Source organism: Citrobacter sp. Cpo074, from assembly GCF_030332745.1.
GTDB classification, from domain to species: domain Bacteria; phylum Pseudomonadota; class Gammaproteobacteria; order Enterobacterales; family Enterobacteriaceae; genus Citrobacter; species Citrobacter portucalensis.
On sequence record NZ_JAOWHG010000030.1, the window covers coordinates 93481 to 117888 of the forward strand.

Genomic DNA, 24408 nt, shown 5'->3' on the forward strand with positions numbered 1-24408 from the left:
AGTATATATATCCTACCCGTTTCAGGCTGCATCTTTGTTAGCTTACGAACCGTATGCCACTTCTGCCGGAAAATGTCGATGCCAGGCGTCGAAGCCGCCATCAACGCTGTAAACCGCGTCATAGCCTTGCTGAAGAAGATATTGCGCCGCACCTTTACTGCTGTTGCCGTGATAACACATCACCAACACGGCGGTGTCGAAATCATGCTCGCGCATAAATGACCCCAGCGTGTCGTTCGTCAGATGAAACGCCTGCGGGGCATGACCCATGGCATAGCTTTGCGGATCACGGATATCCACTAACACCGCGCTCCCCTGATGCAGCTTCTGATGCGCTTCTTCGACATTAATACATTCAAACTGATCCATTGCTCTCTCTTCTTTATATGGCAGGTGATGCTTTTCGGACATGTTACTGCTTAGTGTACGTCCCGACGGCAGTTAAACGCCATAATGTTATATGTATCACTGTAAATTGTTTATCCGATGTTACCAATGGCGCGATTCTTTGCTATTATGCTCGATAACGAACATTAATGAGCTATAACGAAAGTGCGAGAGGCCAGCATGGAAACCAAAGATCTGATTGTGATAGGTGGAGGCATCAACGGTGCCGGTATCGCGGCAGATGCCGCTGGACGCGGTTTATCCGTGCTGATGCTGGAAGCGCAGGATTTAGCCTGCGCCACCTCTTCCGCTAGCTCCAAACTCATCCACGGTGGCCTGCGCTACCTGGAACACTACGAATTTCGTCTGGTAAGCGAAGCGCTGGCCGAACGTGAAGTGCTGTTGAAAATGGCACCGCATATCGCCTTCCCGATGCGCTTTCGTCTGCCCCACCGCCCGCATCTGCGTCCGGCGTGGATGATCCGCATTGGTTTGTTTATGTACGATCATCTGGGCAAACGCACCAGTTTGCCAAGTTCTACCGGTTTGCGTTTTGGCGCAGATTCCGTAATGAAACCTGAGATTGTGCGCGGTTTCGAATATTCCGACTGCTGGGTAGACGATGCGCGACTGGTTTTGGCAAACGCCCAAATGGTCGTACGCAAAGGCGGAGAAGTATTAACCCGCACTCGCGCCACTTCTGCTCGCCGTGAAAACGGTTTGTGGATTGTTGAAGCTGAAGATATCGATACCGGCAAAAAATACACCTGGCAGGCGCGTGGCCTGGTCAACGCCACCGGTCCGTGGGTGAAAGAGTTCTTCGACGACGGTATGCACCTGCCATCACCGTACGGCATTCGCCTGATTAAAGGCAGCCACATCGTAGTGCCGCGCGTACATACCCAGAAGCAAGCTTATATTCTGCAAAACGAAGATAAGCGTATTGTGTTTGTTATCCCATGGATGGACGAATTCTCGATCATCGGGACGACAGACGTTGAATACAAAGGCGATCCGAAAGCAGTGAAAATTGATGAAAGCGAAATCAATTACCTGCTGAAGGTCTACAACGCACACTTTAAGAAACAGCTGGGTCGTGATGATATCGTCTGGACTTACTCGGGCGTGCGTCCGCTGTGCGATGACGAGTCTGACTCACCGCAGGCGATCACCCGTGATTACACGCTGGATATCCACGACGAAAACGGCAAAGCGCCGTTGCTGTCGGTCTTTGGCGGTAAGCTGACCACCTATCGTAAGCTGGCTGAGCACGCGATGGAAAAACTGGCATCGTACTACCAGGGAATTGGTCCGGCATGGACGAAAGAGTGCATTCTGCCAGGCGGTGACATTGGCGGCGATCGCGAAGATTACGCGGCCAAACTGCGCCGTCGCTACCCGTTCCTGACCGAGTCGCTGGCACGCCATTATTCTCGCACCTACGGCAGCAACACCGAATGGGTTATCGGCGAAGCCACCTCGCTTGCTGAGTTAGGTGAAGACTTTGGCCATGAGTTTTATGAGGCCGAACTGAAATATCTGGTCGATCATGAATGGGTTCGTCGTGCGGAAGATGCGTTGTGGCGTCGCACGAAAGAAGGTATGTGGCTGAACGCTGAGCAGCAGTCGCGTATGACCCAGTGGCTGGCGGAGTACATTGAAAAACACCAGCTGTCGCTGGCGTCCTGATAAAAATGCCGGATGCGGCTAGCGCCTTATCCGGCCTACAAGAGTGCATAAACGTAGGCCGGGCAAGCGAAGCGCCCCCGGCATCGTGTGTTACAACCGCACCGAATCGATATGCCAGATGTTTTCGGCGTACTCTTTTATCGTTCTGTCCGACGAGAAGTATCCCATGTTGGCGATATTAATCATCGACTTGGTGGTCCACTCTTCCGGGTGACGATACAGTTCATCAACCTTATCCTGGCAATCAACGTAGCTGCGATAATCCGCCAGAACCTGATAGTGGTCGCCAAAGTTAATCAGCGAATCCACCAGGTCGCGATAGCGTCCCGGCTCCTCAGGGCTGAATACGCCGCTACCGATCTGCGTCAGCACCTGGTGCAGCTCTTCGTCTTTCTCGTAATACTCACGCGGCTTGTAGCCCTGGCTGCGTAAAGCCTCGACCTCTTCCGCCGTATTACCAAAGATAAAGATATTTTCTGCGCCCACATGCTCCAGCATCTCAACGTTGGCACCGTCCAGCGTCCCGATGGTCAGCGCACCGTTAAGAGCAAATTTCATATTACTGGTACCGGAGGCTTCGGTCCCGGCCAGAGAAATCTGTTCAGAAAGGTCGGCGGCAGGAATAATCACCTGCGCCAGGCTGACGCTGTAGTTGGGGATAAACACCACTTTCAGCTTGTCGCCAATTTGCGGATCGTTGTTGATCACTTTCGCGACGTCGTTGATCAGGTGAATGATGTGTTTCGCCATGTAATAAGCCGAAGCCGCTTTACCGGCGAAGATATTCACACGCGGTACCCACTCAGCATCAGGATCGGCCTTAATGCGATTGTAGCGGGTGATCACATGCAGCACGTTCATCAACTGGCGTTTGTATTCGTGAATACGCTTGATCTGCACATCAAACAGCGATTTCGGGTTCACCACCACGTTCAGCTGCTGGGCAATGAGCGTGGCCAGACGCTTTTTGTTCTCCAGCTTCGCGCGGCGCACCGCCTGATTTACCAGTGGGTAATCGCAGTGCTGTTCAAGCTCACTGAGCTGGCTGAGATCGGTGCGCCAGGTACGGCCAATGTTCTCATCCAGCACATTGGAAAGCGATGGGTTGGCTAGCGCCAGCCAGCGACGCGGCGTCACGCCGTTGGTGACGTTGCAGAAGCGAGTCGGGAAAATCTTCGCAAAATCAGCAAACAGCGACTGCACCATCAGGTTGGAGTGCAGCTCAGAAACGCCGTTTACCTTGTGGCTCACCACCACCGCCAGCCATGCCATACGCACGCGACGGCCGTTAGACTCATCGATAATCGACGTCCGCCCCAGCAGAGCGGTATCGTTCGGATACTGTTCCTGCAACGTCTTCAGGAAGTAGTCGTTGATCTCAAAGATGATTTGCAGATGGCGCGGCAAAATTTTGCCCAGCATATCGACGGGCCAGGTCTCCAGCGCTTCGCTCATCAAAGTGTGGTTGGTATACGAGAAGACCTGACAGCAGACCTCAAACGCATCATCCCAGCTGAACTTATGCTCATCGATCAGCAGTCGCATCAGCTCAGGGATCGACAGCACCGGATGGGTGTCGTTGAGGTGAATGGCGATTTTATCCGCCAGGTTGTTGTAGGTTTTGTGCAGCTGGTAATGACGGCTCAGAATGTCCTGCACCGTGGAGGAGACCAGGAAATACTCCTGGCGCAACCGCAGTTCGCGTCCTGAATAGGTGGAGTCGTCCGGGTACAGTACGCGGGAGACGTTCTCGGAGTGGTTTTTATCTTCCACCGCCGCAAAGTAGTCGCCCTGGTTAAATTTACCGAGATTAATCTCGCTACTGGCCTGGGCATTCCACAGGCGCAGCGTGTTGGTGGCGTCGGTGTCGTAGCCGGGGATAATCTGGTCGTAGGCGACCGCGAGGATCTCTTCGGTTTCTATCCAGCGCGTTTTCTTACCTTCCTGCTGAATACGCCCGCCAAAACGCACTTTGTAGCGCGTGTTGTGGCGTTTGAATTCCCACGGGTTACCGTATTCCAGCCAGTAGTCCGGCGACTCTTTCTGGCGGCCATCAACAATGTTCTGCTTGAACATGCCGTAGTCATAACGAATACCGTAACCGCGTCCCGGCAATCCCAGCGTTGCCAGAGAGTCCAGGAAGCAGGCCGCCAGACGCCCGAGACCGCCATTGCCAAGACCCGGGTCGTTTTCTTCGTCGATCAGATCTTCAAGATCCAACCCCATACCTTCCAGCGCATTTTTGACATCGTCATAAATGCCCAGCGATAACAGTGCATTGGAAAGCGTGCGGCCAATCAGAAACTCCATAGACAAGTAATACACCTGACGAGTTTCCTGAGATAATTGCGCACGGTTAGAACGCAGCCAGCGCTCCACGAGACGGTCGCGCACCGCGAACAACGTGGCGTTCAGCCACTCATGTTTATTGGCAATGACCGGGTCCTTACCAATCGTGAACATCAGCTTATAGGCAATAGAATGCTTAAGTGCCTCTACGCTGAGTGTGGGCGATGCATAAGTAAATGGAGCATTCATATAGGTGATTCCTGGATATCTATTTCAAGCGATAGTAAAGCTCACGGTATGACTTCGCCGCGACTTGCCAGCTAAAATCCATGGTCATGGCCTGACGTTGTACAAACCGCCAAAGCGAAGGCCGGGACCACAATACGAAAGCACGCCGGATCGCGCGTAACAGCGACCAGGCATTACTATCTTCAAATACAAACCCACTGGCGATACCGTCCGCCAGGTTTTCCAGCGAACTGTCAGAGACTGTATCAGCCAGCCCACCGGTGCGCCGCACCAGCGGCAGCGTGCCGTACTTCAGTCCATACAACTGCGTTAAGCCACACGGCTCAAAACGGCTGGGAACCAATATCACATCGGCCCCACCCATGATGCGGTGCGAGAAGGCTTCGTGATAGCCGATCTGCACACCCACCTGTCCTGGATGTTCCGCCGCTGCGGCGAGGAATCCTTCCTGTAATACCGGATCGCCCGCGCCTAGCAATGCCAACTGTCCACCCTGCTCTAACAACCCCGGCAGCGCTTCCAGCACCAGATCCAGCCCTTTTTGACTGGTCAGACGGCTCACCACGGCAAACAGCGGTACTTTATCGTTGACCTTAAGTCCCATCGCTATCTGAAGCTGACGTTTGTTTTCTGCCTTCTCCTCCAGCGTGTCGCGCGTATATCGCGATGCCAGCAGGAGATCGGTTTCCGGGCTCCAGATTTTTTCATCAACGCCGTTCAGCACGCCGGAAAGACGGCCTTCACGATGACGCTGCTGCAACAGACCTTCCATCCCGTAGGCAAACTGCGGCTCGGTAATTTCCCGCGCGTAGGTCGGACTGACCGCCGTAATGTGGTCGGCGTAGTACAACCCTGCCTTCAGAAACGAAATCTGCCCGTTAAACTCCAGTCCGTGCACATTAAAGAACGACCATGGCAATTGGATGTCATCCATATGCTTTGCATAAAACATGCCTTGATACGCCAGATTGTGGACGGTGAACACCGATTTCGCCGGATGGCCGCGCGCCGCCAGATACGCCGGAGCCAGACCCGCATGCCAGTCGTGCGCATGCACCACATCCGGGCGCCAGAATGGGTCAAGGCCACAGGCCATTTCACAGCCAACCCAGCCCAGCAATGCAAAACGCTGCACGTTATCGGTATACGCATACAGGTTAGTGTCGTGATACGGGCTACCGGGGCGGTCATAGAGATGCGGCGCGTCAATCAGGTAAATACCCACGCCGTTGAAATGCCCGAACAGCAGCGTGATACGTCCGGCGAAGGTATCCCGACGCGTCACTACCTGCGCATCGGGAATGCCGCGACGAATATCAGGAAACGCCGGGAGCAGCACGCGGGCATCCACGCCGTCCGCTATTTGCGCTGCGGGTAACGCCCCAATAACATCCGCCAGTCCCCCGGTTTTTAACAGGGGGAACATCTCTGAACAAACGTGTAAAACCTGCATTATCGCTCCTGTTTGATCTGCAGTTTGCGTAGCATTTCACGCGTGACCAGCACAATACCTTCCTCTGAACGGTAGAAACGACGCGCATCTTCTTCCGCGTTTTCACCAATCACCATGCCTTCGGGAATAACGCAGGCGCGGTCGATAATGCAACGACGTAAGCGGCACGAACGTCCCACCCACACTTCAGGTAACAACACTGCCGAATCAATGTTACAGAATGAATTCACCCGCACTCGCGGGAACAGAACGGACTGCACCACCACCGAACCTGAAATTATGCATCCGCCAGAAACCAGCGAGTTCAGCGTCATTCCGTGGCTGCCGGAACGGTCCTGAACAAATTTCGCCGGTGGCAGCGATTCCATGTGCGTACGGATTGGCCAGTCCTGGTCGTACATGTCCAGTTCAGGCGTCACCGAAGCCAGATCGAGGTTCGCCTTCCAGTAGGCTTCCAGCGTACCCACGTCACGCCAGTACGGCTCGGATTCCGGGTCAGACTGCACGCAGGACAACGGGAATGGATGTGCATACGCCATGCCAGCTTCGGTGATTTTCGGGATAATGTCTTTACCGAAATCGTGACTGGAGTTTTCATCGAGGTCATCTTCCGCCAGCAATTCATATAGATAATCGGCGTTGAAAACGTAGATCCCCATACTGGCAAGAGATTTGGTCGGGTCACCTGGCATAGCTGGCGGGTTGGCGGGTTTTTCAACGAACTCGATAATTTTATCGGTGTCGTCCACGTCCATTACGCCAAACGCGCTGGCCTCTTCAATAGGCACTGGCATACAGGCCACGGTGCAACGCGCGCCTTTCTCGACGTGGTCGATCAGCATGCGTGAGTAGTCCTGCTTGTAGATATGATCGCCCGCGAGGATCACCACATATTCCGCTTTATAGCGTCGAATGATGTCCAGGTTTTGGGTCACCGCATCCGCCGTACCGCGATACCAGTTTTCACCCTGCATTCTCTGCTGGGCAGGCAGCAGATCGACAAACTCGTTCATCTCTTCGCTAAAGAACGACCAGCCGCGCTGAATATGCTGCACCAGCGTGTGGGACTGGTACTGGGTGATCACGCCAATTCGGCGGATCCCGGAGTTAATACAGTTGGATAAGGCAAAATCGATAATGCGGAACTTACCGCCAAAGTGCACAGCAGGTTTGGCACGTTTGTTGGTTAAATCTTTTAAGCGGGTACCGCGGCCACCGGCCAGGATCAGGGCAACAGATTTTAATGGCAGCTGGCGCGCCAACATTACACGATCGTTCTTCTCTAAACTCACCATGACTAACTCCTTTTTTATCTTCTCTGGAACACACACAGTCCGTGCGCAGGTCCCTGCCAGACAGCCGTAAGCACCGGATTATCCTCTCCGGCAAATGGGGGAACGGCGCACCATTCCCCTTCAGGTAAAACGATATCTGTCACCTCAAGCGTGGCATTTATTGCAATCAGAAAACGGTCTGAAAGCAGGATTTGCATCTGCCTCGGGCCGTTTTGCCACTCATCCGCACTTAAGGGTTGTGCGTACTTATTCAGCCAACGAACATTGCCATCGCCCTCTTCCCACCAGCGATCACCCGTCAGTGCAGGAATTTGCTGGCGAAGATGGATCAGGGCAGCGGTAAATGTGGTTAGTCCGCTGTTTGCCTGCTGCCAGTCCAGCCAGGTCAGGGCGTTATCCTGGCAGTAAGCGTTATTGTTGCCGTGCTGGCTATGACCATGCTCATCGCCCGCCAGCAACATCGGCGTCCCCTGGGAGAGCAACAGCGTGGATAACAGCGCATGAATGCTGTCGCGCCGCCGCTCAATCAGGTCCAGCGTGCCGCCTAATCCTTCTTTACCATGATTGTCGCTGTAGTTATTGCTAGTGCCGTCGCGATTTTCCTCACCATTCGCTTCATTGTGCTTATTTGTGAAGCACACACAGTCGCGTAGCGTAAAACCGTCGTGCGCAGTCACCAGATTGACCGTCGCGCTGGGTTTGCGACCATCGCGTTTAAACACGTCGCTTGATGCGGCAAAACGCCCGGCAAACTCACCCAACGAGAGATTACGCTGGAGCCAGAAGCGTCGGGTCGCATCGCGGAAATGGTCATTCCACTCGGCAAACGGCGGGGGAAAATTCCCCACCTGATACCCGCCTTCACCAATATCCCACGGTTCCGCAATCAGCTTAACGCGTGAGAGCAGAGGACAGTTTTGGATCGCGGTAAACAGTGGCGCATCCTGACGAAACACAGGTGTACGCCCCATGACGGAAGCCAAATCAAAACGAAAACCATCCACATGGCAGGTTTCAACCCAGTAGCGCAGGCATTCACATGCGTATTCCACAACACCCGGATGGCTCAGATTGAGGGTGTTCCCACAACCGGTCCAGTTGTAGTAATCACCATCGTCCCTGATCCAATAATAGCTACGGTTATCAATTCCGCGCAGCGAGAAGACGGGGCCTTCGAGATCCAGCTCGGCGCTGTGGTTCAAAACGATATCGAGAATGACCTCAATCCCCGCTTTGTGCAGCGCTTTTACCGCGTCGCGAAACTCATCAAGCGCACTCTCCGGCGAACAGGCATAGGCCGGATGCAGCGCAAACATCGCTACCGGGTTGTAGCCCCAATAGTTCGACAGCCCCAGCCGCTGAAGCCGTGGTTCGCTGGCAAAATGCGCCACCGGCAGCAGCTCCAGCGCGGTAATGCCGAGGCGCTTGAAGTAATCGATCATCACTGGATGGCCCAGCGCTTTGTAGGTTCCGCGAATCTCTTCCGGCAGCTCAGGATGCAAATACGTCAACCCTTTGACATGCGCTTCGTAAATCACGGTATTGCCCCACGGCGTGCGCGGCGGGGTATCATCCTCCCAGTCATAATGATCGGACACCACCACGCCCTTCAGCGCGATGGTGGCATTATCATGATGATCCGGTTCATTTAGCCCACCGTGCAGCAGCGGGTTATCTTTTAACTCGCCATCCACCCGACGGGCGCAAGGGTCAAGCAGCAGCTTGGCCGGATTAAACCGGTGGCCCTGCTGCGGTTGCCATGGGCCATGAACACGATAGCCATAGCGCAGACCGGGCCGGGCGTTGGCCAGATAGCCGTGCCAGACATCACCGCTACGCCCCGGCAGGTCATAGCGAAGTTCGCACCCTTGCTCATCGAATACGCATAATTCAACGCGTTCAGCGTGGGCTGAGAAGAGTGTGAAATTGACACCATGGCCGTCATACGTTGCACCATGGGGGGTGGCGTTGCCGGTTGCCAGTTGCGTCATTACCCCTCCCGAACCAGCCAGATCGTTGCCAACGGCGGTAACGTGAGGCTCAGTGAGTGCTGACGACCATGGCTGGCGATTTCATCGCTGTGCACCGCACCGCCATTGCCGGTATTGCTACCGTGGTAATGCATCGAGTCGGTATTGAGGATCTCACGCCATTTGCCTGGTTGATTGATACCGAAGCGATAGCCGTGGCGGGGCACAGGCGTAAAGTTGCTGACCACGATGATTTCATTGCCGACCTTGTCACGACGCACGAAAGCCAGCACCGAACGTTCGTTGTCATCTACCACCAGCCACTCAAAGCCATAGGCGTCAAAGTCGAGTTCGTGCAGCGCTTTGTGATGACGGTAGGTGTGGTTCAGATCGCGCACCAGACGCTGTACGCCGTGGTGCCAGTTATCGCCACCTTCCAGCAGGTGCCAGTCGAGGCTGGCGTCATGGTTCCATTCACGTCCCTGCGCAAACTCGTTGCCCATAAACAGCAGTTTTTTTCCCGGGAAGGCCCACATCCAGCCGTAGTAGGCGCGCAGGTTGGCAAACTTCTGCCATGCGTCTCCTGGCATGCGATCGAGAATGGATTTTTTACCGTGTACCACTTCATCATGCGACAGCGGCAGGACAAAGTTTTCGGTGTAGTTGTACAGCATGCCGAAGGTCAGCTTGTCGTGATGGTACTGACGATGAATCGGGTCCAGCTTCATGTAGTCCAGCGTGTCGTGCATCCAGCCGAGGTTCCACTTATACCAGAACCCTAAACCGCCCATATCCTGTGGTCTTGAAACGCCGGCAAAGTCGGTGGACTCTTCCGCCATACTCACCGCACCAGGCACCTGCTCGCCAAGAATGCGGTTGGTATTGCGCAAAAATTCAATGGCTTCGAGGTTTTCACGACCACCAAATTCGTTTGGGATCCATTCCCCTTCTTTGCGGCTGTAGTCGCGATAAATCATCGACGCCACGGCATCCACGCGCAACGCGTCAATACCAAAGCGTTCAATCCAGTACAGGGCGTTGCCCACCAGGTAGTTGCTGACTTCACGGCGACCATAGTTGTAGATCAGCGTGTTCCAGTCCTGGTGATATCCTTCGCGCGGGTCGCTGTGCTCATACAGGTTGGTGCCATCAAACTCTGCCAAACCAAAGTCGTCCGACGGGAAATGACCCGGCACCCAGTCGAGAATGACGTTCAGCCCCGCCTGATGCGCGGCATTCACGAAATAGCGGAAATCATCGCGCGTCCCGAAGCGACGGGTCGGCGCATACATACCGGTAGGCTGGTAGCCCCAGCTACCGTCGAACGGATGCTCGTTAATCGGCAACAGTTCAAGGTGGGTAAAGCCCATCCACTTAGCGTACGGCACTAACTGATCCGCCAGTTCGCGGTAGCTCAGCCAGAAGTTGTTATCGGTATGACGACGCCATGAGCCCAGGTGCACTTCATAGATAGAGATCGGTGCATCAAACTGGTTGGCTTTTTTGCGCGCCTCGCTTTGCACTACTTTTTCCGGCAGACCACAGATAAGCGACGCGGTTTCCGGACGCATTTGCGCTTCGAAGGCGTAAGGGTCCGCTTTGATTCGCAGCTTACCGTTGGCATCGATCATCTCGTATTTATACAGCTGACCATGCTGCGCGCCGGGGATAAACAGCTCCCAGATACCGCTTTCTTTGCGCAGGCGCATTGGGTGGCGACGACCATCCCAGTAGTTGAACTGCCCAACCACTGACACGCGTTGAGCGTTAGGCGCCCAGACTGAGAAGCGCGTACCGGTTACGCCATCCATGGTATCCGCATGCGCACCCAGCGTTTCGTAAGGTCGCAGATGCGTACCTTCAGATAACAGCCAGGCATCCATATCCTGGATCAGCGGGCCAAAACGATAAGGGTCATCAATCAGATTCTGCTGTCCATGCCAGACAACGGCCAGCTGATAGCGAAAGAAATTTTTACGGCGGGGAAGTACTGCACAGAAAAAACCGCGAGAGTCGAGGCAATCCAGCTTGCCGACTTTGCGTCCGGTTTTGGGTTCGATTACCCACACTTCGGTGGCGTCAGGTAATAGGGCGCGGACTTCAAGTCCAGCATCAGTTTGGTGCATACCGAGTACGGAAAAAGGATCCGCAAAATGGCCTGCAATTAGCGCATTAATCACGTCTCTATCGATACGAACGGACATGGTTGTCATCCTGTTTTATGGCGTCACCCCTTCCAACTGATTTTCGACATCAGGTAGTGACACTTTTTTTGACCTGAACGGCGCAGCACAATTGTGCATCCTCTCTGCGTCGTCCCACCTTCAGGCAACAACTTAATACCTCCGGTACTAAGTCACCCTTAAAGAATAGCCAATGCTTTATCTTACTCCTGGTAAAAAATGAAACATCTGCGCTTACTCCTGTATTACGCAAAAAAAGGGGTGATTCCTCACCCCTTGATCGTTAACAAACTATTACGCCAATTGGCGCAGCATACGGCGCAATGGCTCCGCAGCACCCCACAGCAACTGGTCGCCCACGGTAAAGGCTGACAGGAACTCCGGTCCCATGTTCAGCTTACGCAGACGGCCTACTGGCGTGGTCAGCGTGCCGGTAACGGCCGCCGGGGTTAACTCACGCATGGTGATATCCCGATCGTTTGGTACAACTTTGGCCCACGGATTGTGCGCCGCCAGCAGTTCTTCCACGGTCGGAATAGACACATCTTTTTTCAGTTTAATGGTGAACGCCTGGCTGTGGCAGCGCAGCGCGCCGACGCGCACGCACAGACCATCAACCGGGATCACGGAAGACGTGTTGAGAATTTTGTTGGTTTCCGCCTGTCCCTTCCACTCTTCGCGGCTCTGACCGTTATCGAGCTGTTTGTCGATCCACGGAATCAGGCTACCGGCCAGCGGTACGCCAAAGTTATCAACCGGCAGTTCGCCGCTGCGGGACAGGGTCGTCACTTTACGTTCGATGTCGAGAATAGCAGAGGAAGGGGTCGCCAGTTCCTCGGCCACATGGCCATACAGATGACCCATCTGAGACAGCAGTTCACGCATATGGCGCGCGCCGCCGCCGGAAGCCGCCTGATAGGTCGCCACGGAAACCCAGTCAACCAGGTCATTGGCAAACAGGCCACCGAGGGACATCAGCATCAGGCTAACGGTACAGTTGCCGCCAACAAAGGTCTTAATGCCTTTGTTCAGGCCGTCGGTGATGACATCCTGGTTAACCGGATCGAGAATAATGATGGCATCGTCTTTCATACGCAGCGAAGAGGCTGCGTCAATCCAGTAACCCTGCCAACCGCTTTCACGAAGCTTTGGATAGATTTCGTTGGTATAATCGCCGCCCTGACAGGTCACGATGATATCGAGCGCCTTCAGCGCATCCAGATCAAAAGCGTCCTGAAGTGTGCCGGTCGCGGTGCCACCGAACGTCGGTGCCGCCTGCCCAAGCTGGGAAGTAGAAAAGAAAACAGGGCGAATGGCGTCGAAGTCACGCTCCTCAACCATGCGTTGCATGAGAACAGAGCCGACCATACCGCGCCAGCCGATAAAACCAACATTTTTCATAGCGTTTTTTCCTGCAGAGATGTGTGCTGTGTATGCTAACCAGTATCCTACTGGCCTATCCTTCACCATACAAAAAGCAGCCAAAGTCGCAAGTGAAATTAATCAATGATAGCGAAGCCATCAGTAATGCGACTTATCCCGCTGCGCAAGCAAGCAGAAAGTCCGCGGTAATTATCAGGGAATTTGAGTTATGAATGAAATCATTTCAGCGGCAGTTTTATTGATCCTGATTATGGATCCGCTCGGAAACCTGCCCATTTTCATGTCCGTATTGAAACATACCGAACCAAAACGTCGCCGCGCGATTATGATTCGCGAGCTGTTTATTGCGCTGTTGGTGATGCTGATATTCCTGTTTGCGGGCGAGAAAATTCTGGCATTTCTTAACCTGCGCGCGGAAACCGTATCGATCTCCGGGGGCATCATTCTGTTCCTGATCGCCATTAAGATGATTTTCCCCAGCGCCACCGGGAATAGCACCGGGCTTCCGGCTGGTGAAGAGCCATTTATCGTACCGCTGGCGATTCCGCTGGTAGCCGGGCCGACAATCCTGGCCTCATTAATGCTGTTGTCGCATCAGTACCCAAACCAGATGGGGCATCTGGTGATTGCGCTGCTGATCGCCTGGGGCGGTACATTCGTGATTTTGCTGCAGTCTTCGCTGTTTTTACGCCTGCTGGGAGAGAAAGGGGTTAACGCGCTGGAACGCCTGATGGGGCTGATTCTGGTGATGATGGCAACCCAGATGTTCCTCGACGGCGTTCGGATGTGGATGAAGGGGTAACCGTTTTGAAGCTGGAGAGCATGGCATTTCAGAGAACGATTCCGTTCACGTTATGTTCATTGCTTCTCTGAGATCTCGTCACCAGTGAACGTGTTAAGGGGGCTACGCAGCCCCCTTAACAATCCCGGCTCCCGGCAGGAAAATTGCCACTTTGTGGTTCCCTCCACTTATTCCTCCAGGCTACCGGGCCGGGCGCGAGGCAGCGTCCATGCAAAACGCGCCCTGAACCCGCATCCCTGCGGGTTCTCCCGGCCTTACGGAAACGCGTCGGCAATTTTCAGCCGGACCAGCCCACACCTGACCACCTGAGCTTTTACTTGAATACCTGTGAACAGCAAAACGGATATAGCTGAAAGCCAGAGCGCTGAAGCGACACCCTGGTCCGGCTGAAAATCGATGAGGTGTTGACGGCTGACCGGGTCTGCCCGCAGGGATGCGGGCAGAGGGGACGGCCTGCATGGATGCAGGCTCGGCCCCGACCCGACAGGCAGACGGAATAAGACGAATAACTCGCGCAGCGACGATTTTCCCGCCGGGAGCCTGGGTTGCAAGGGAGGCGGCGGTGAGCCTCCCTTGCACGTTCACGGGCATCAGCGCTTCAGAGAAATGACACCACTGAGGTGAACGGAACCCTGAGCAATAATCACATGTTCACCCTACATGCTTAACTGAACGGCATTGCACTGTAATACCAGGTATTCCTTATGCTTTTAAACCGCTGAGAAAACGTATTTTCATTTCTGCGAAGCGCCTTCCGGAATGCCCTCTTGTCAGCATCACGGATAAGCATTATCTTCTCGCTGCACCTGCAAAATCAGGTGCCAGAATTAGCCTTCTGAACTCCTTCATCGGTGACGCAAGTATTTTTGTGTCGCACGCTTAGGTACACTCCAATGGTGGACCGGGCGGGGGCGTCGCAAGACGCGCCGGTATCCGATGAGGCCGGTAAGGCTAACCCTGTTCGGCTCCACCTCCAGTGAGATTAGCCTCTCCAGTGGTGGATGAAAATCACTCATCGGAGGCTGCCCTATGGCTACTACCCCTCTCTTTTCATACTCTTTATTTACCCTTCCCTTTAGCCATGCCACGGACTTCACCGAACTGGCGGATAACTGTGAGCGTTTTGTCGAAGGGCTTGTTGAATGTCATGACCCGGTAGAAAAACTGGCGATTTGTGCGCGCCTGTCGGCCTGTCTGGCACTACTACAACCAACCTTAACGGAACCTGTACCGCAGCATCTACAGGCTAGCCTGACGGTAGAAACCTTACCGACCCGCTCTCCCCTCTTTGAACCCGAACCAGATCAGATGGGGCGTTACTGCCAGCTTTTAACGCATTTGCTGATGAGCAAAACGCTTTCTGATGATATGGAGCGGGTGGCGGGTGATTTGCTGCAGGATTTGGTGGATTATTTCGCCGACACACTGAAAGCGCCGCGCTGGTTGAAAACCGAGGATGGGGTGATGGTGCTGTAAAAAAGCCGGGTGGCGGCTTCGCCTTACCCGGCCTACGGTGTCGATATGTGCTCGTTTCCAGGCCCGGTAAGCGCTAGCGCCACCGGGCAATGCCATCAGCTCAACAGCTGGAAAGCAATCATACCGACAATCGCGCCGACCGTACCGAGGATGGTTTCCATCATCGTCCAGGTCTTCAGCGTTTGCGCTTCAGTCGCACCGGTAAATTTACCGAACAACCAGAAACCAGCGTCGTTAACGTGGCTGACCACGATAGAGCCGCCCGCGATACAGATAGACAGCGCCGCCATCTGGGCACCGGAGTAGTTCAGTTGCTCAATCACCGGCATCACCAGACCGACCGCCGTTAAGCAGGCCACTGTCGCGGACCCCTGAATGATACGCACCGCCGCCGCCAGCACGAAGCAGGTGATAGCGATCGGCAAGCCCATACCGGTTAACGCTTCGCCCAGTGCAGGGCCAACGCCGGAATCTACCAGTACCTGTTTGAACACGCCGCCCGCACCAATCACCAGCAGAATAATCCCCGCTGGCTGAAGCGCATGGCCGCAGATTTCCATCACGCGGTCTTTTGGCATGCCCTGGCGCACCGCCAGACCGTAAATCGCCACCAGACAGGCAACCAGAATCGCGGTAAACGGATGACCGATAAACTCGAACCATTCGTAGGTTGAAGAACCGACCGGAACAAAGCGTGCGGCGATGGTTTTCAGACCAACCAGCACCAGCGGCAGCAGGATAAGCGATAAGCTGAAGCCAAAGGAGGGCATTTTGCCTTCGCCCAGATGCGGCTCGGTAATGTCTTCCGGTACGTGCAGCTCAACGTAACGGCTGATGAAGTTACCCCACAGCGGCCCGGCGATAATCATGCCCGGGATCGCGGCGCACAGGCCAATCAGGATCATCCAGCCAAAGTCGGCGTGCATCTGAGAGGCCAGCAGCATCGGCGCAGGCCCCGGCAGCAGGAACGCTGCGGCAGCCGCCACGCCCGCAAACAGCGGAATGACCAACTTAACCAGGTTAGTACCGGTATGGCGCGCCATTGAGAACGCTACGCTAATCAGCAGCACAATCGCCACCTCAAAGAACAGCGGCAGCGCGCAAATCAGACCGGCCAGGCCAATCGCGTAATGTGCGCGGCTATGACCGAAGGATTTCAGCATTTTGACGGCAATCTGATCGACCGCGCCGGTCTCATGCAAAATCTTGCCGAACATCGCCCCCAGCGCCACCACAATCGCCAGGAAACCGAGCGTGCCTCCCATCCCTTTTTCCATGGTCGCCGCGATTTTATCGAGCGGCATACCGGAAAAGAGACCTGCACCAATGGATACCACCATCAAAGCAACGAAGGCGTGCATACGCGCCTTCATCACTAAAAACAGCAGTAATAAAACGGACCCTACTGCTGTTAAAACAAGCGTTAATGTGCTCACTACTTACTGCCTTGGTTAATAACCTCAATGGTGCTGGCGACCACACCGTCCAGTGGTTGATCGATATCGACCACCAGTACATCGTTTTCATTCGCACCCGGTTCTTCCAGCGCTTCAAACTGGGTAACCAGCATCTGCGTTTTGAAGAAGTGGCCTTTACGCGCCTTCAGACGGCTTTCGATAACGTCAAAATCCCCTTTCAGATAAATGAAAGAGAGGTTCGGGTTACCGTCGCGCAACTGGTCGCGGTAGACTTTTTTCAAGGCAGAACAGACGATCAGCGAAACCTTGTTGGTACGCTGCATCGCAAAAGCGGCGTCATTCAGCGCCTGTAGCCACGGTTTACGGTCGTCATCGTTGAGTGGCTCACCGGAAGCCATTTTCATGATGTTGCTGCGCGGATGGAGAAAATCGCCATCAAGAAACGCGGCCTGCAGTTGATGCGCCACTTCGCTGGCGACAGCAGATTTACCGCTGCCCGATACGCCCATCAGAACGTAAACGTGGTGATCATGATTAGTCGTGCTCAAAGCGTTGCCCCCACTGGTACAAGAATCAGGAAATTGTTACGGGTAACTGTTATCGGTAACATTGTCCAGCCGGATAAATAGAGAAGCAATATCCATTCGTGCTCGAAGTGTATAAGTGTGAGCTACTTCAAACTTGTTGGCTTAAATAGATCCGCCCGGTGACAAGGTGAAACCTAAATCTAACATTTTAGGCGTGACTGCTTCACCACGAATGCGCGCCAGCAGGCGTTCTGCGCCAATGCTGCCCATCCGTTCACGTGGCGTGAGCACACTCGCCAGACGCGGCTCCATCACCTGCCCGATGTCGTGACCGTGGAATCCGGCAATCGCCATGTCATCCGGGATTTTCAGCCCTAAACGCTGGCATTCGAAAGCCGCCCCTACCGCCAGGTCATCGTTGGTACAGAAAACGCCGTCGAGCTGCGGGTATTCACGCCGCGCCTGACGGATGAGTTCAATACCGGAGGAGTAGGAAGAAGACTGTTCCACCATCACGCTGTACGGCACCAGGTTGGCATCGCGCATTGCCTGCTCGTAGCCTCTCTGTTTGATGATAGTACGTTCATCAAGACGAGCGCCAAGATAGGCTACATGACGGTGCCCGCGGGCGATAATAGCGGCAGTCATCTGACGCGCGGCTTCGAAGTTGTCGAAACCGACGGCGATATCCAGACACGGAGACTGGCTGTCCATCAGCTCAACCACCGGGATACCGGCAACTTCAATCATTTTCAGCGTGCGGGGCGTGTGGCTACGTTCGGTGAGGATCAGGCCATCGATATTCCACGACAGCATCGATTCCAGGCGCTCTTGTTCCATCTCAGGCTTATAGCCGTAGTGCGCGAGCATCGTTTGATAACCATGGGCGTCGGTGACGGCCTCAATGCCGCGTAGCACTTCAGCAAAAACCTGGTTAGTGAGAGACGGTAACAGCACGCCGATAGCGCGGCTGGTAGCGTTAGAAAGGATATCAGGAGCGCGATTGGGAATATAACCCAGCTCATCAAGTGCAGCGGCAATTTTGCCCCGCAGCGCCACGGAGACCTGCTCCGGGTTACGCAAAAAGCGACTGACCGTCATTTTGGTCACGCCCACGCGGTCGGCTACATCCTGAAGTACGGGTCTTTTCTTTTTCATCGTCCTGAAGCGTTAAAAAGGGATAGATTCTCCCAGTTTACCACGGACGTGCGTGAACCTTTGCAGAGAAAAAAAGGAGTTTTTATTGTGATAAATACACAAAATCATTCGAGTTGCATCAAGGCGGCGACGCAGTGACAAATTCGTCAGGAACGAATTTGAACAACCGAAGGTTGCCTCTGGTGAGGGACAAGGATGTCCCTCATTAAATCCCCGGGAGCGTACATTAAGTACGCGACCGGGGTGAGCGACAAATCTGCCGGGAGCAGATTTGAACGCTGCATACAGCGGCCCCGAAGGGGCGAGGCCTATGGATGGGCCGAGTAATAAAGCCAACACAGATGCGGCTTGAAGGATGACGTGTATTTTTATACTGGCGGCAGGTCAAACAGTAACACTTCACTGTCGCTGTCGGCATGAATAGAAATTGCCTGTTCATCCCAGATTGCCAGACCGTCGCTGGTGGTCGCTTTGGTGCCGTTAATCGTCACGTTGCCTTTTACCACCTGGATCCAAACGCGGCGTTCCGCGGCAATCTGATGCACCGACTGCTCATCTTTGACCAGCGCCCAACGGTACAGCTCCATATCCTGGTACACTTTCAGTGAACCATCACGGGCATCCGGCGACAGCACCAGTTGTTTACCCTGAGCGGCATCGAAACGACGCTGTTCATAGCGCGGAGTAATACCGTTCTCCTGCGGCATGATCCAGATCTGATACAGATGCAGCTTCTCAGTATTGCTCGGGTTGTACTCCGAGTGACGGATCCCCGTCCCGGCGCTCATAATCTGAAACTCACCGGCCGGAACCTGCTCTTTGTTGCCCATGCTGTCCTGATGCTCTACCGCGCCTTCCAGCACGTAGGTCAGGATTTCCATGTCTTTATGGGGATGAGTACCAAATCCCTGACCTGCATCGATCACGTCATCGTTAATCACGCGCAGTGCCGAGAACCCCATAAAGTTCGGGTCATAGTAGTTGGCAAAAGAGAAGGTATGCCATGAATCAAGCCAGCCATGATTAGCGTGGCCACGGTCGTTAGCTTTGCGTAAGTAGATCATTGTGTTCACCCCCAGATGTTTTCGATGGAGTAAGTGTGGACTCAATCCGTCTGGGATCATAGAGGGTGAAAATTGACTCCTCTGTTCAAAAAATATGAACAAGCCCAGAGGAGTCTGTGCAGGCTATTTGGCGAGGGTTATCGTGGCAGGCGTTGCCTGTTCAAAGGCGCGTTCGAGGATCTCCAGGTTGGTAAGAACTTCAGATTCCTTGACGTAATTAGGCGTACCGGTGGTCAGCGTCTGGTACAGCGCGTCATACACGCGACCGTAATCCCCCACTTCCGGCTTTACCTCTTCTTTTACCGTGATGCCGTCATCGTTGACGTACTCTAGCATCCCAATGGAATCATCAGCAGCGAAACCTGGCTCACCCGGCATGATATTGGCCTTCAGGCTGGTTTCCTGCTGGTCGATGCCGTACTTCACAAACGAGCCTTTGGTGCCATGGACGATAAACTTCGGATAGTCGATTTTCACCAGATGACTGGTTTTAACAATGGCTTTCAGGTCGCCGTAAAACAGCTGCGCTTCAAAGGTATCGTCCGGGTTCGCTTTGTTGCGCAGGCTGCGGATGTCATAGGCCACATGATCGGGACGTCCGAACAGCGAGATAATCTGATCCATGGTGTGTACGCCCAGACCATAAAACGCGCCGTCCTGCGGCAGTCCCGGCTTGGTTTCTGCTTCAGGACGGTAGTAATCGAAATGGCTTTCAACCTCAACAATCTTGCCGAGCTTGCCGCTCTCAATGGCTTTTTTCGCGGTGAGGAAGCAGGAGTCAAAACGGCGATTCTGATACGGCGTAACGGTCAGTCCTTTGCTTCGCGCCAGTTCGAACAGCTCTTTTGCTTGCGCAAGCGTCGGCGTGAAGGGTTTCTCAACCAGCACATTTTTACCCGCTTCCAGCGCGCGTTTAGCATATTCAAAATGGCTGTCAGCATGGGTACAGACGATCACCAGTTTCACCTGCGGATCGTTTAAGATCTCGTCGAGGTCGCTGGTGAAGTGAATATGCGAATACTGCGGCGCCTGCTCTTCCGGCCTGGCGTTGCGGCGGAAAATGTGCGCGACGTGCCAGCTATTTTTGCGGTTTAGGACGTACGGCAAATGGTAGCGGGTGGTGCTTTTACCAAAACCAATAAATGCGCAGTGTAAGGTCATGAGACGATCCTTTTGAAGGTGATTGTCTACACCATAGCGCAAAGCGGCTGGAGACTGAATCCATCCTGTCATCGTGCCGGATGCGGCGTTGCCTTATCCGGCCTACCGCATTATACAGCCAAAAGATCGGGCGTAAGTGGCGTAGGCAGATTATTCACGGCCTGCGCGCAGCAACCGGAGCGTACACAGAGTACGTGAGGATTGCGAGCACAGCCCGGGATTAAGCTGGCAAGCAAACTAGCCCGAAACCCAGCCAAAAAAAAAAGCCAGCAAAAGCTGGCTAAAGTAATACTGGAAGCAATGTGAGCAATGTCGTGCTTTCAGGTTCTCCGTAGGGGTTCCCCTGAACGCAGAGCAATAATAATCATTCTCATTCGCACTTGTCTACTTATTTTTGCAAAAAAATGCAGTTGACGGATTTTTCTTTCTCAGCGAGTGTAAATGCACAATTAACCCTGCAGGAGATAAGGAATGAGTGAGATAGTGATACGCCACGCTGAACCGAAAGATTACGACGCAATTCGTCAGATCCACGCCCAGCCGGAGGTGTACCACAACACGCTACAGGTTCCTCATCCTTCTCTCGAAATGTGGCAAGCGCGGCTAACCGAGCAAGCCGGTGTCAAACAGCTGGTTGCCTGCATTGATGATATCGTCGTGGGGCACCTCTGTATTGAGGTCGCGCAGCGCCCGCGCCGCAGCCACGTGGCCGATTTTGGTATCTGCGTGGATGGCAGGTGGCACAATCGTGGCGTTGCCAGCGCGCTGATTCGTACGATGATCGACATGTGCGACAACTGGCTGCGCGTCGAGCGCATTGAGCTGACAGTATTTGTTGATAATGAGCCTGCTGTAGCAGTCTATAAGAAGTACGGCTTTGAAATCGAAGGCACCGGTAAGAAATACGGCCTGCGCAACGGTGAGTATGTTGATGCCTACTTTATGGCGCGCGTGAAATAAATTTAAGGGCGAGCCTTATCGCCCTGCTTATTGAAAGGACGCAATAGTGAAAAAGTTTCTTCCCCTGGTTTTGCTGGCCTCGCTCTCCCCTGCTTTTGCCACTACCGTACAAAATCTCGATTCCGTAGCCAGTGCCATCCAACATCCTGAAGGTAAACAGATTTTTGCTGAGCAAATGGCAGGAGCAACCCCTGCGAAAGGATTTGGTGAGCTTCCTCAGGGCTTATCTGAAAAGCAGTGGATTGCATGGGTTGCACCGAATGAAGATCCTGACAACCTGATCCTGACCGGTGCTAAATCTTGGGGAAAAGACGGTAAATATATTGGCATTGCTTGTTTTGCCGATAATAAGGCTGACGCCGAGCAAGCAAAAAAATACGCGGATAACACCTGCCCGGAAAACTACAGCAACGGGCGCGCTAATAAATTATATCTCGGCGTTTTTTCCTGGCAGAATCCACAGCTAACGCCGATTGCACGCTCGGAAAAACCGTTAAACCAGCTCTCAGAGTGGAATAAAGCCGCTGAAAAAGAGAGCGATGATGAGTCCGTCAGACCGCTGGCTTATTATACAAAGCTGGATCTGGCACCGTACCGGATAGCACCCGATACCCTGGCATTCGGGGTGCGGGGTGGATACTCTGATGCGTATTCCGGCGGCGGCGCATTTTATGAAGTGCTGGAACTCTACACCATCAAAGACAGCAAGATAATCAACGTGTTTTCTGACCTTGTTTATTACTATTCGGACATTGCTGGAGACTGGAATAAAGACGGCACAAGGCAGCACGACATCAGCGAAAGTAAGTACATTCTCAAAATGCGCTCGGCAAAGACGCACGGATTTTATGACTTAGAGCGCGTTAGCCTACAGGATAAAAGCAGCCAAATATTCCGCTGGTCCGAATCACTGCAGCGATATGCACCATAACCTACCAGTCAGGCCTACATCGTTCAGAACGCTGTAGGCCATTGATACGGGTCAATTAACATCAGCAAACCCTCCATTAATAACTCCAAATTATTGAATGTATAAATTCTTATCTCATACATTATTTATATTCAGATTCCCCTCAATAAAATTCACTTAAAGTGAAACGTCTTATTTCTGCTATATACGAACGACATTAGAAAGCGTAATTAAAACAAAGAAAGAATTACCATTTTTACGACAACAAGTAATAAAAGGATAAGGATGTCATGAGTGATATCGTCTATCTGATGGTTTCTGGGCAACAGCAGGACGCTATTTCTGACGGATGTGGAACCGTTGCATCCGTGGGTAACCGCTGGCAAAAAGGGCACGAAGACGAAATCTTTGCCTTTTCGCTCTCTAATAGTATAACCAGTACTGGCAAAGGATCTCATTTGCACGGACTGCGATTTTGTAAACTTATCGATAAAAGTACACCGTTGTTTGTTAATGCGATTAATAACAACGAGCAGTTGTATATGGAGTTTTATTTCTACCGCATCAATAGGTTCGGTAGATGGGAGAAATATTATTATATTCAACTGCGGGGAGCATTTCTATCAGCCATTCAACACCAATTCAGCGACAATAATTTAGACACAGAAACAATAACCATCAACTATGAATATATCCTCTGCAAACATCTTATTGCCAACACTGAGTTCAGCTACCTGGCGTTGCCCGAGAACTACAACCGCCTGTTTATCCCCCGCCCAAAAACACCCGCAGACAACGGCCTCAAAACGTTAAACAGCAAAGGGGTTGGCAGACTGCTTGCCGCTGGAGGTATCTACAACGGGAATATCGACGGCTTCAGGGAAACGGCGGAAAAATTGGGGGGCGATGCTCCTGCAGGCTACGAGCAGGTACTTAACGAAAAAACAATTGGATTAGGTATTATTGCTGCATCCCTCCTTTTTTCAAGGAATGCTTCTAAGATTCAAAATTTTAATAGATTCAGGGGTGTAATAAGAAAATTTAACGATAAATCAGCTGGAGCCATCCGAAATGTTAATCCCGGATATCCCAAAACAGGGCATACCCATAATTGCGTTAACTGCGCGATCGCTACAGATGCTACCTTGGCAGGACATCCAGCATCAGCATTACCAGTCAACTCAACAAAAGGTGTCCCTCTCTCAGTTTTAGAAAAGTTTTATAGTGGAAAATTCAAACCAATGTCATCTGTTGATGAAATAATTCACATAATGAGTAATGCTAATTCGGGTGCAAGGGGAATTGTTTATGGTTCGTATGGACCGGGACAGCCAGGACATGTCTTTAATGTTGCAAATCAGAATAATACAATCAGATTTTTGGACGGACAAACGGGGAATGGCGCTGATCTTAATCAATTCAAATCATTTCAACTATTGAGGACAAACTAGTGATCACTTACGAAGAAGCTATAAACAAAGCCAATAAATATCTTTACGATGAGGATGCTCCTGTCGTTATCACACTCCATGGAAGGTTTGCAGAAGGTTGGTTTTTTTGCTTCGAGTCTAGGGAATACCTTGAAACCGGAGACAACGTTGCCCGTCTGGCAGGAAACGCTCCATTCATCATCGATAAAGATAGTGGTGAAATCTTTGATTTAGGCACTGCCTGGCCGCTGGAGAAATATTTAAAAGACTACGAAGAAAGCAAAAAAACACGAAGCTAAGCTTACTCGGATGCGATTAACTATGATAACTGAAACAGAGCTTAACGTACTGAAAGTTATGGCTGAAAAAGATATTGACTGGAACTGGATAGCTTTGGATCGTGCTCTTTATACGAGAGGCGTTTCTGGATTTGGTAATGTTGCGAATATCGTAACGAGCCTTGTCAATAGCGGATTGGTTGATGTCGTATATGGCGAAGATAAATCAAGACCACGCTACAAAGTAGCCCAAAATGGCTTTAACTTGATCAAAGAGCAACAGCATCTTTTTTAGTTTAAAATATTATGCTCGTTAAAAATTGAGC

General features: G+C 52.7%; 20 protein-coding genes and 1 pseudogene. 9 read left to right on the plus strand and 12 right to left on the minus strand.

Annotated elements, in window-relative coordinates:
- Positions 1-42: 42 nt before the first annotated feature.
- Positions 43-369: a thiosulfate sulfurtransferase GlpE gene (glpE, locus tag OGX83_RS13265; protein WP_003827629.1), complete on the minus strand. Its 327-nt coding sequence runs from the start codon at positions 367-369 to the stop codon at positions 43-45.
- A 198-nt stretch (positions 370-567) separates the two neighbouring features.
- Here glpE and glpD point away from each other — a divergent pair, with 198 nt between their 5' ends.
- Complete coding sequence (glpD, locus tag OGX83_RS13270; RefSeq protein ID WP_008786343.1) at positions 568-2076, plus strand: glycerol-3-phosphate dehydrogenase; 1509 nt, start codon at positions 568-570, stop codon at positions 2074-2076.
- Between the two features lie 90 nt (positions 2077-2166).
- Here the strand turns inward: glpD and glgP are convergent, their stop codons facing one another.
- The 6 genes from glgP to asd form a co-directional block, all read right to left on the minus strand.
- The gene (gene glgP / locus OGX83_RS13275; protein WP_286588235.1) at positions 2167-4614 is read right to left on the minus strand and encodes a glycogen phosphorylase; all 2448 of its coding nucleotides are present in this window, start codon (positions 4612-4614) and stop codon (positions 2167-2169) included.
- A gap of 19 nt (positions 4615-4633) precedes the next feature.
- Positions 4634-6067, minus strand: coding sequence for a glycogen synthase GlgA (glgA, locus tag OGX83_RS13280; RefSeq protein ID WP_008786345.1), 1434 nt, complete (start codon positions 6065-6067; stop codon positions 4634-4636).
- Complete coding sequence (gene glgC / locus OGX83_RS13285; RefSeq protein WP_003827621.1) at positions 6067-7362, minus strand: glucose-1-phosphate adenylyltransferase; 1296 nt, start codon at positions 7360-7362, stop codon at positions 6067-6069. Before glgC ends, glgA begins: the two co-directional genes overlap by 1 nt.
- Positions 7363-7376: 14 nt before the next feature.
- The gene (glgX, locus tag OGX83_RS13290; protein ID WP_286588239.1) at positions 7377-9353 is read right to left on the minus strand and encodes a glycogen debranching protein GlgX; all 1977 of its coding nucleotides are present in this window, start codon (positions 9351-9353) and stop codon (positions 7377-7379) included.
- Positions 9353-11536, minus strand: coding sequence for a 1,4-alpha-glucan branching enzyme (gene glgB / locus OGX83_RS13295; protein ID WP_032945237.1), 2184 nt, complete (start codon positions 11534-11536; stop codon positions 9353-9355). The genes glgX and glgB overlap by 1 nt, the downstream gene beginning before the upstream one ends.
- Positions 11537-11809: 273 nt before the next feature.
- Entirely contained in the window at positions 11810-12916 is a 1107-nt protein-coding gene (gene asd, locus OGX83_RS13300) for an aspartate-semialdehyde dehydrogenase (protein WP_003827614.1), read from the minus strand.
- A 190-nt stretch (positions 12917-13106) separates the two neighbouring features.
- Between asd and yhgN the strand changes: the two genes are divergently transcribed.
- The 3 genes and pseudogenes from yhgN to OGX83_RS13315 form a co-directional block, all read left to right on the plus strand.
- Complete coding sequence (yhgN, locus tag OGX83_RS13305; RefSeq protein WP_003023480.1) at positions 13107-13700, plus strand: NAAT family transporter YhgN; 594 nt, start codon at positions 13107-13109, stop codon at positions 13698-13700.
- Between the two features lie 1029 nt (positions 13701-14729).
- Positions 14730-15176 (plus strand): hypothetical protein, encoded by a 447-nt coding sequence (locus tag OGX83_RS13310; RefSeq protein WP_111464609.1) that lies wholly within the window; start codon positions 14730-14732, stop codon positions 15174-15176.
- A pseudogene (locus OGX83_RS13315) lies at positions 15170-15349 on the plus strand (MarC family protein); the annotation flags it as partial. The gene OGX83_RS13310 and the pseudogene OGX83_RS13315, both read left to right, overlap by 7 nt.
- On the opposite strand, the gene gntU reads toward OGX83_RS13315, so the two are convergent.
- The 5 genes from gntU to OGX83_RS13340 all read right to left on the minus strand — a co-directional run bounded on the left by gntU (position 15272) and on the right by OGX83_RS13340 (position 20504).
- Complete coding sequence (gene gntU, locus OGX83_RS13320) at positions 15272-16612, minus strand: gluconate transporter (RefSeq protein WP_003827609.1); 1341 nt, start codon at positions 16610-16612, stop codon at positions 15272-15274. The pseudogene OGX83_RS13315 and the gene gntU overlap by 78 nt on opposite strands.
- A complete protein-coding gene (gene gntK / locus OGX83_RS13325; protein WP_003023475.1) occupies positions 16612-17142 on the minus strand; it encodes a gluconokinase in 531 nt (176 codons plus the stop codon). The genes gntU and gntK overlap by 1 nt, the downstream gene beginning before the upstream one ends.
- 141 nt (positions 17143-17283) lie before the next feature.
- Positions 17284-18279 carry a gluconate operon transcriptional repressor GntR gene (gene gntR / locus OGX83_RS13330; protein WP_008786351.1) on the minus strand — a complete coding sequence of 332 codons (996 nt, stop codon included), beginning with the start codon at positions 18277-18279 and terminating at the stop codon, positions 17284-17286.
- A 368-nt stretch (positions 18280-18647) separates the two neighbouring features.
- On the minus strand, positions 18648-19343 hold the full coding sequence (gene yhhW, locus OGX83_RS13335) for a quercetin 2,3-dioxygenase (RefSeq protein ID WP_003023472.1): 696 nt from the start codon (positions 19341-19343) through the stop codon (positions 18648-18650).
- 123 nt (positions 19344-19466) lie between these two features.
- On the minus strand, positions 19467-20504 hold the full coding sequence (locus OGX83_RS13340) for an oxidoreductase (RefSeq protein WP_071446689.1): 1038 nt from the start codon (positions 20502-20504) through the stop codon (positions 19467-19469).
- Positions 20505-20975: 471 nt separating this feature from the next.
- On the opposite strand from OGX83_RS13340, the gene yhhY reads away from it, so the two are divergent.
- The 5 genes from yhhY to OGX83_RS13365 all read left to right on the plus strand — a co-directional run bounded on the left by yhhY (position 20976) and on the right by OGX83_RS13365 (position 24377).
- On the plus strand, positions 20976-21464 hold the full coding sequence (gene yhhY / locus OGX83_RS13345) for an N-acetyltransferase (protein WP_008786353.1): 489 nt from the start codon (positions 20976-20978) through the stop codon (positions 21462-21464).
- A gap of 46 nt (positions 21465-21510) precedes the next feature.
- Positions 21511-22395: a hypothetical protein gene (locus tag OGX83_RS13350; protein WP_048236954.1), complete on the plus strand. Its 885-nt coding sequence runs from the start codon at positions 21511-21513 to the stop codon at positions 22393-22395.
- Positions 22396-22664: 269 nt separating this feature from the next.
- A complete protein-coding gene (gene tssD / locus OGX83_RS13355) occupies positions 22665-23825 on the plus strand; it encodes a type VI secretion system tube protein TssD (protein ID WP_234691893.1) in 1161 nt (386 codons plus the stop codon).
- Entirely contained in the window at positions 23825-24103 is a 279-nt protein-coding gene (locus OGX83_RS13360) for a YrhB domain-containing protein (protein WP_057067167.1), read from the plus strand. Before tssD ends, OGX83_RS13360 begins: the two co-directional genes overlap by 1 nt.
- Before the next feature lie 22 nt (positions 24104-24125).
- A complete protein-coding gene (locus tag OGX83_RS13365; protein WP_234691894.1) occupies positions 24126-24377 on the plus strand; it encodes a MarR family transcriptional regulator in 252 nt (83 codons plus the stop codon).
- The last annotated feature ends 31 nt before the right edge of the window (positions 24378-24408 follow it).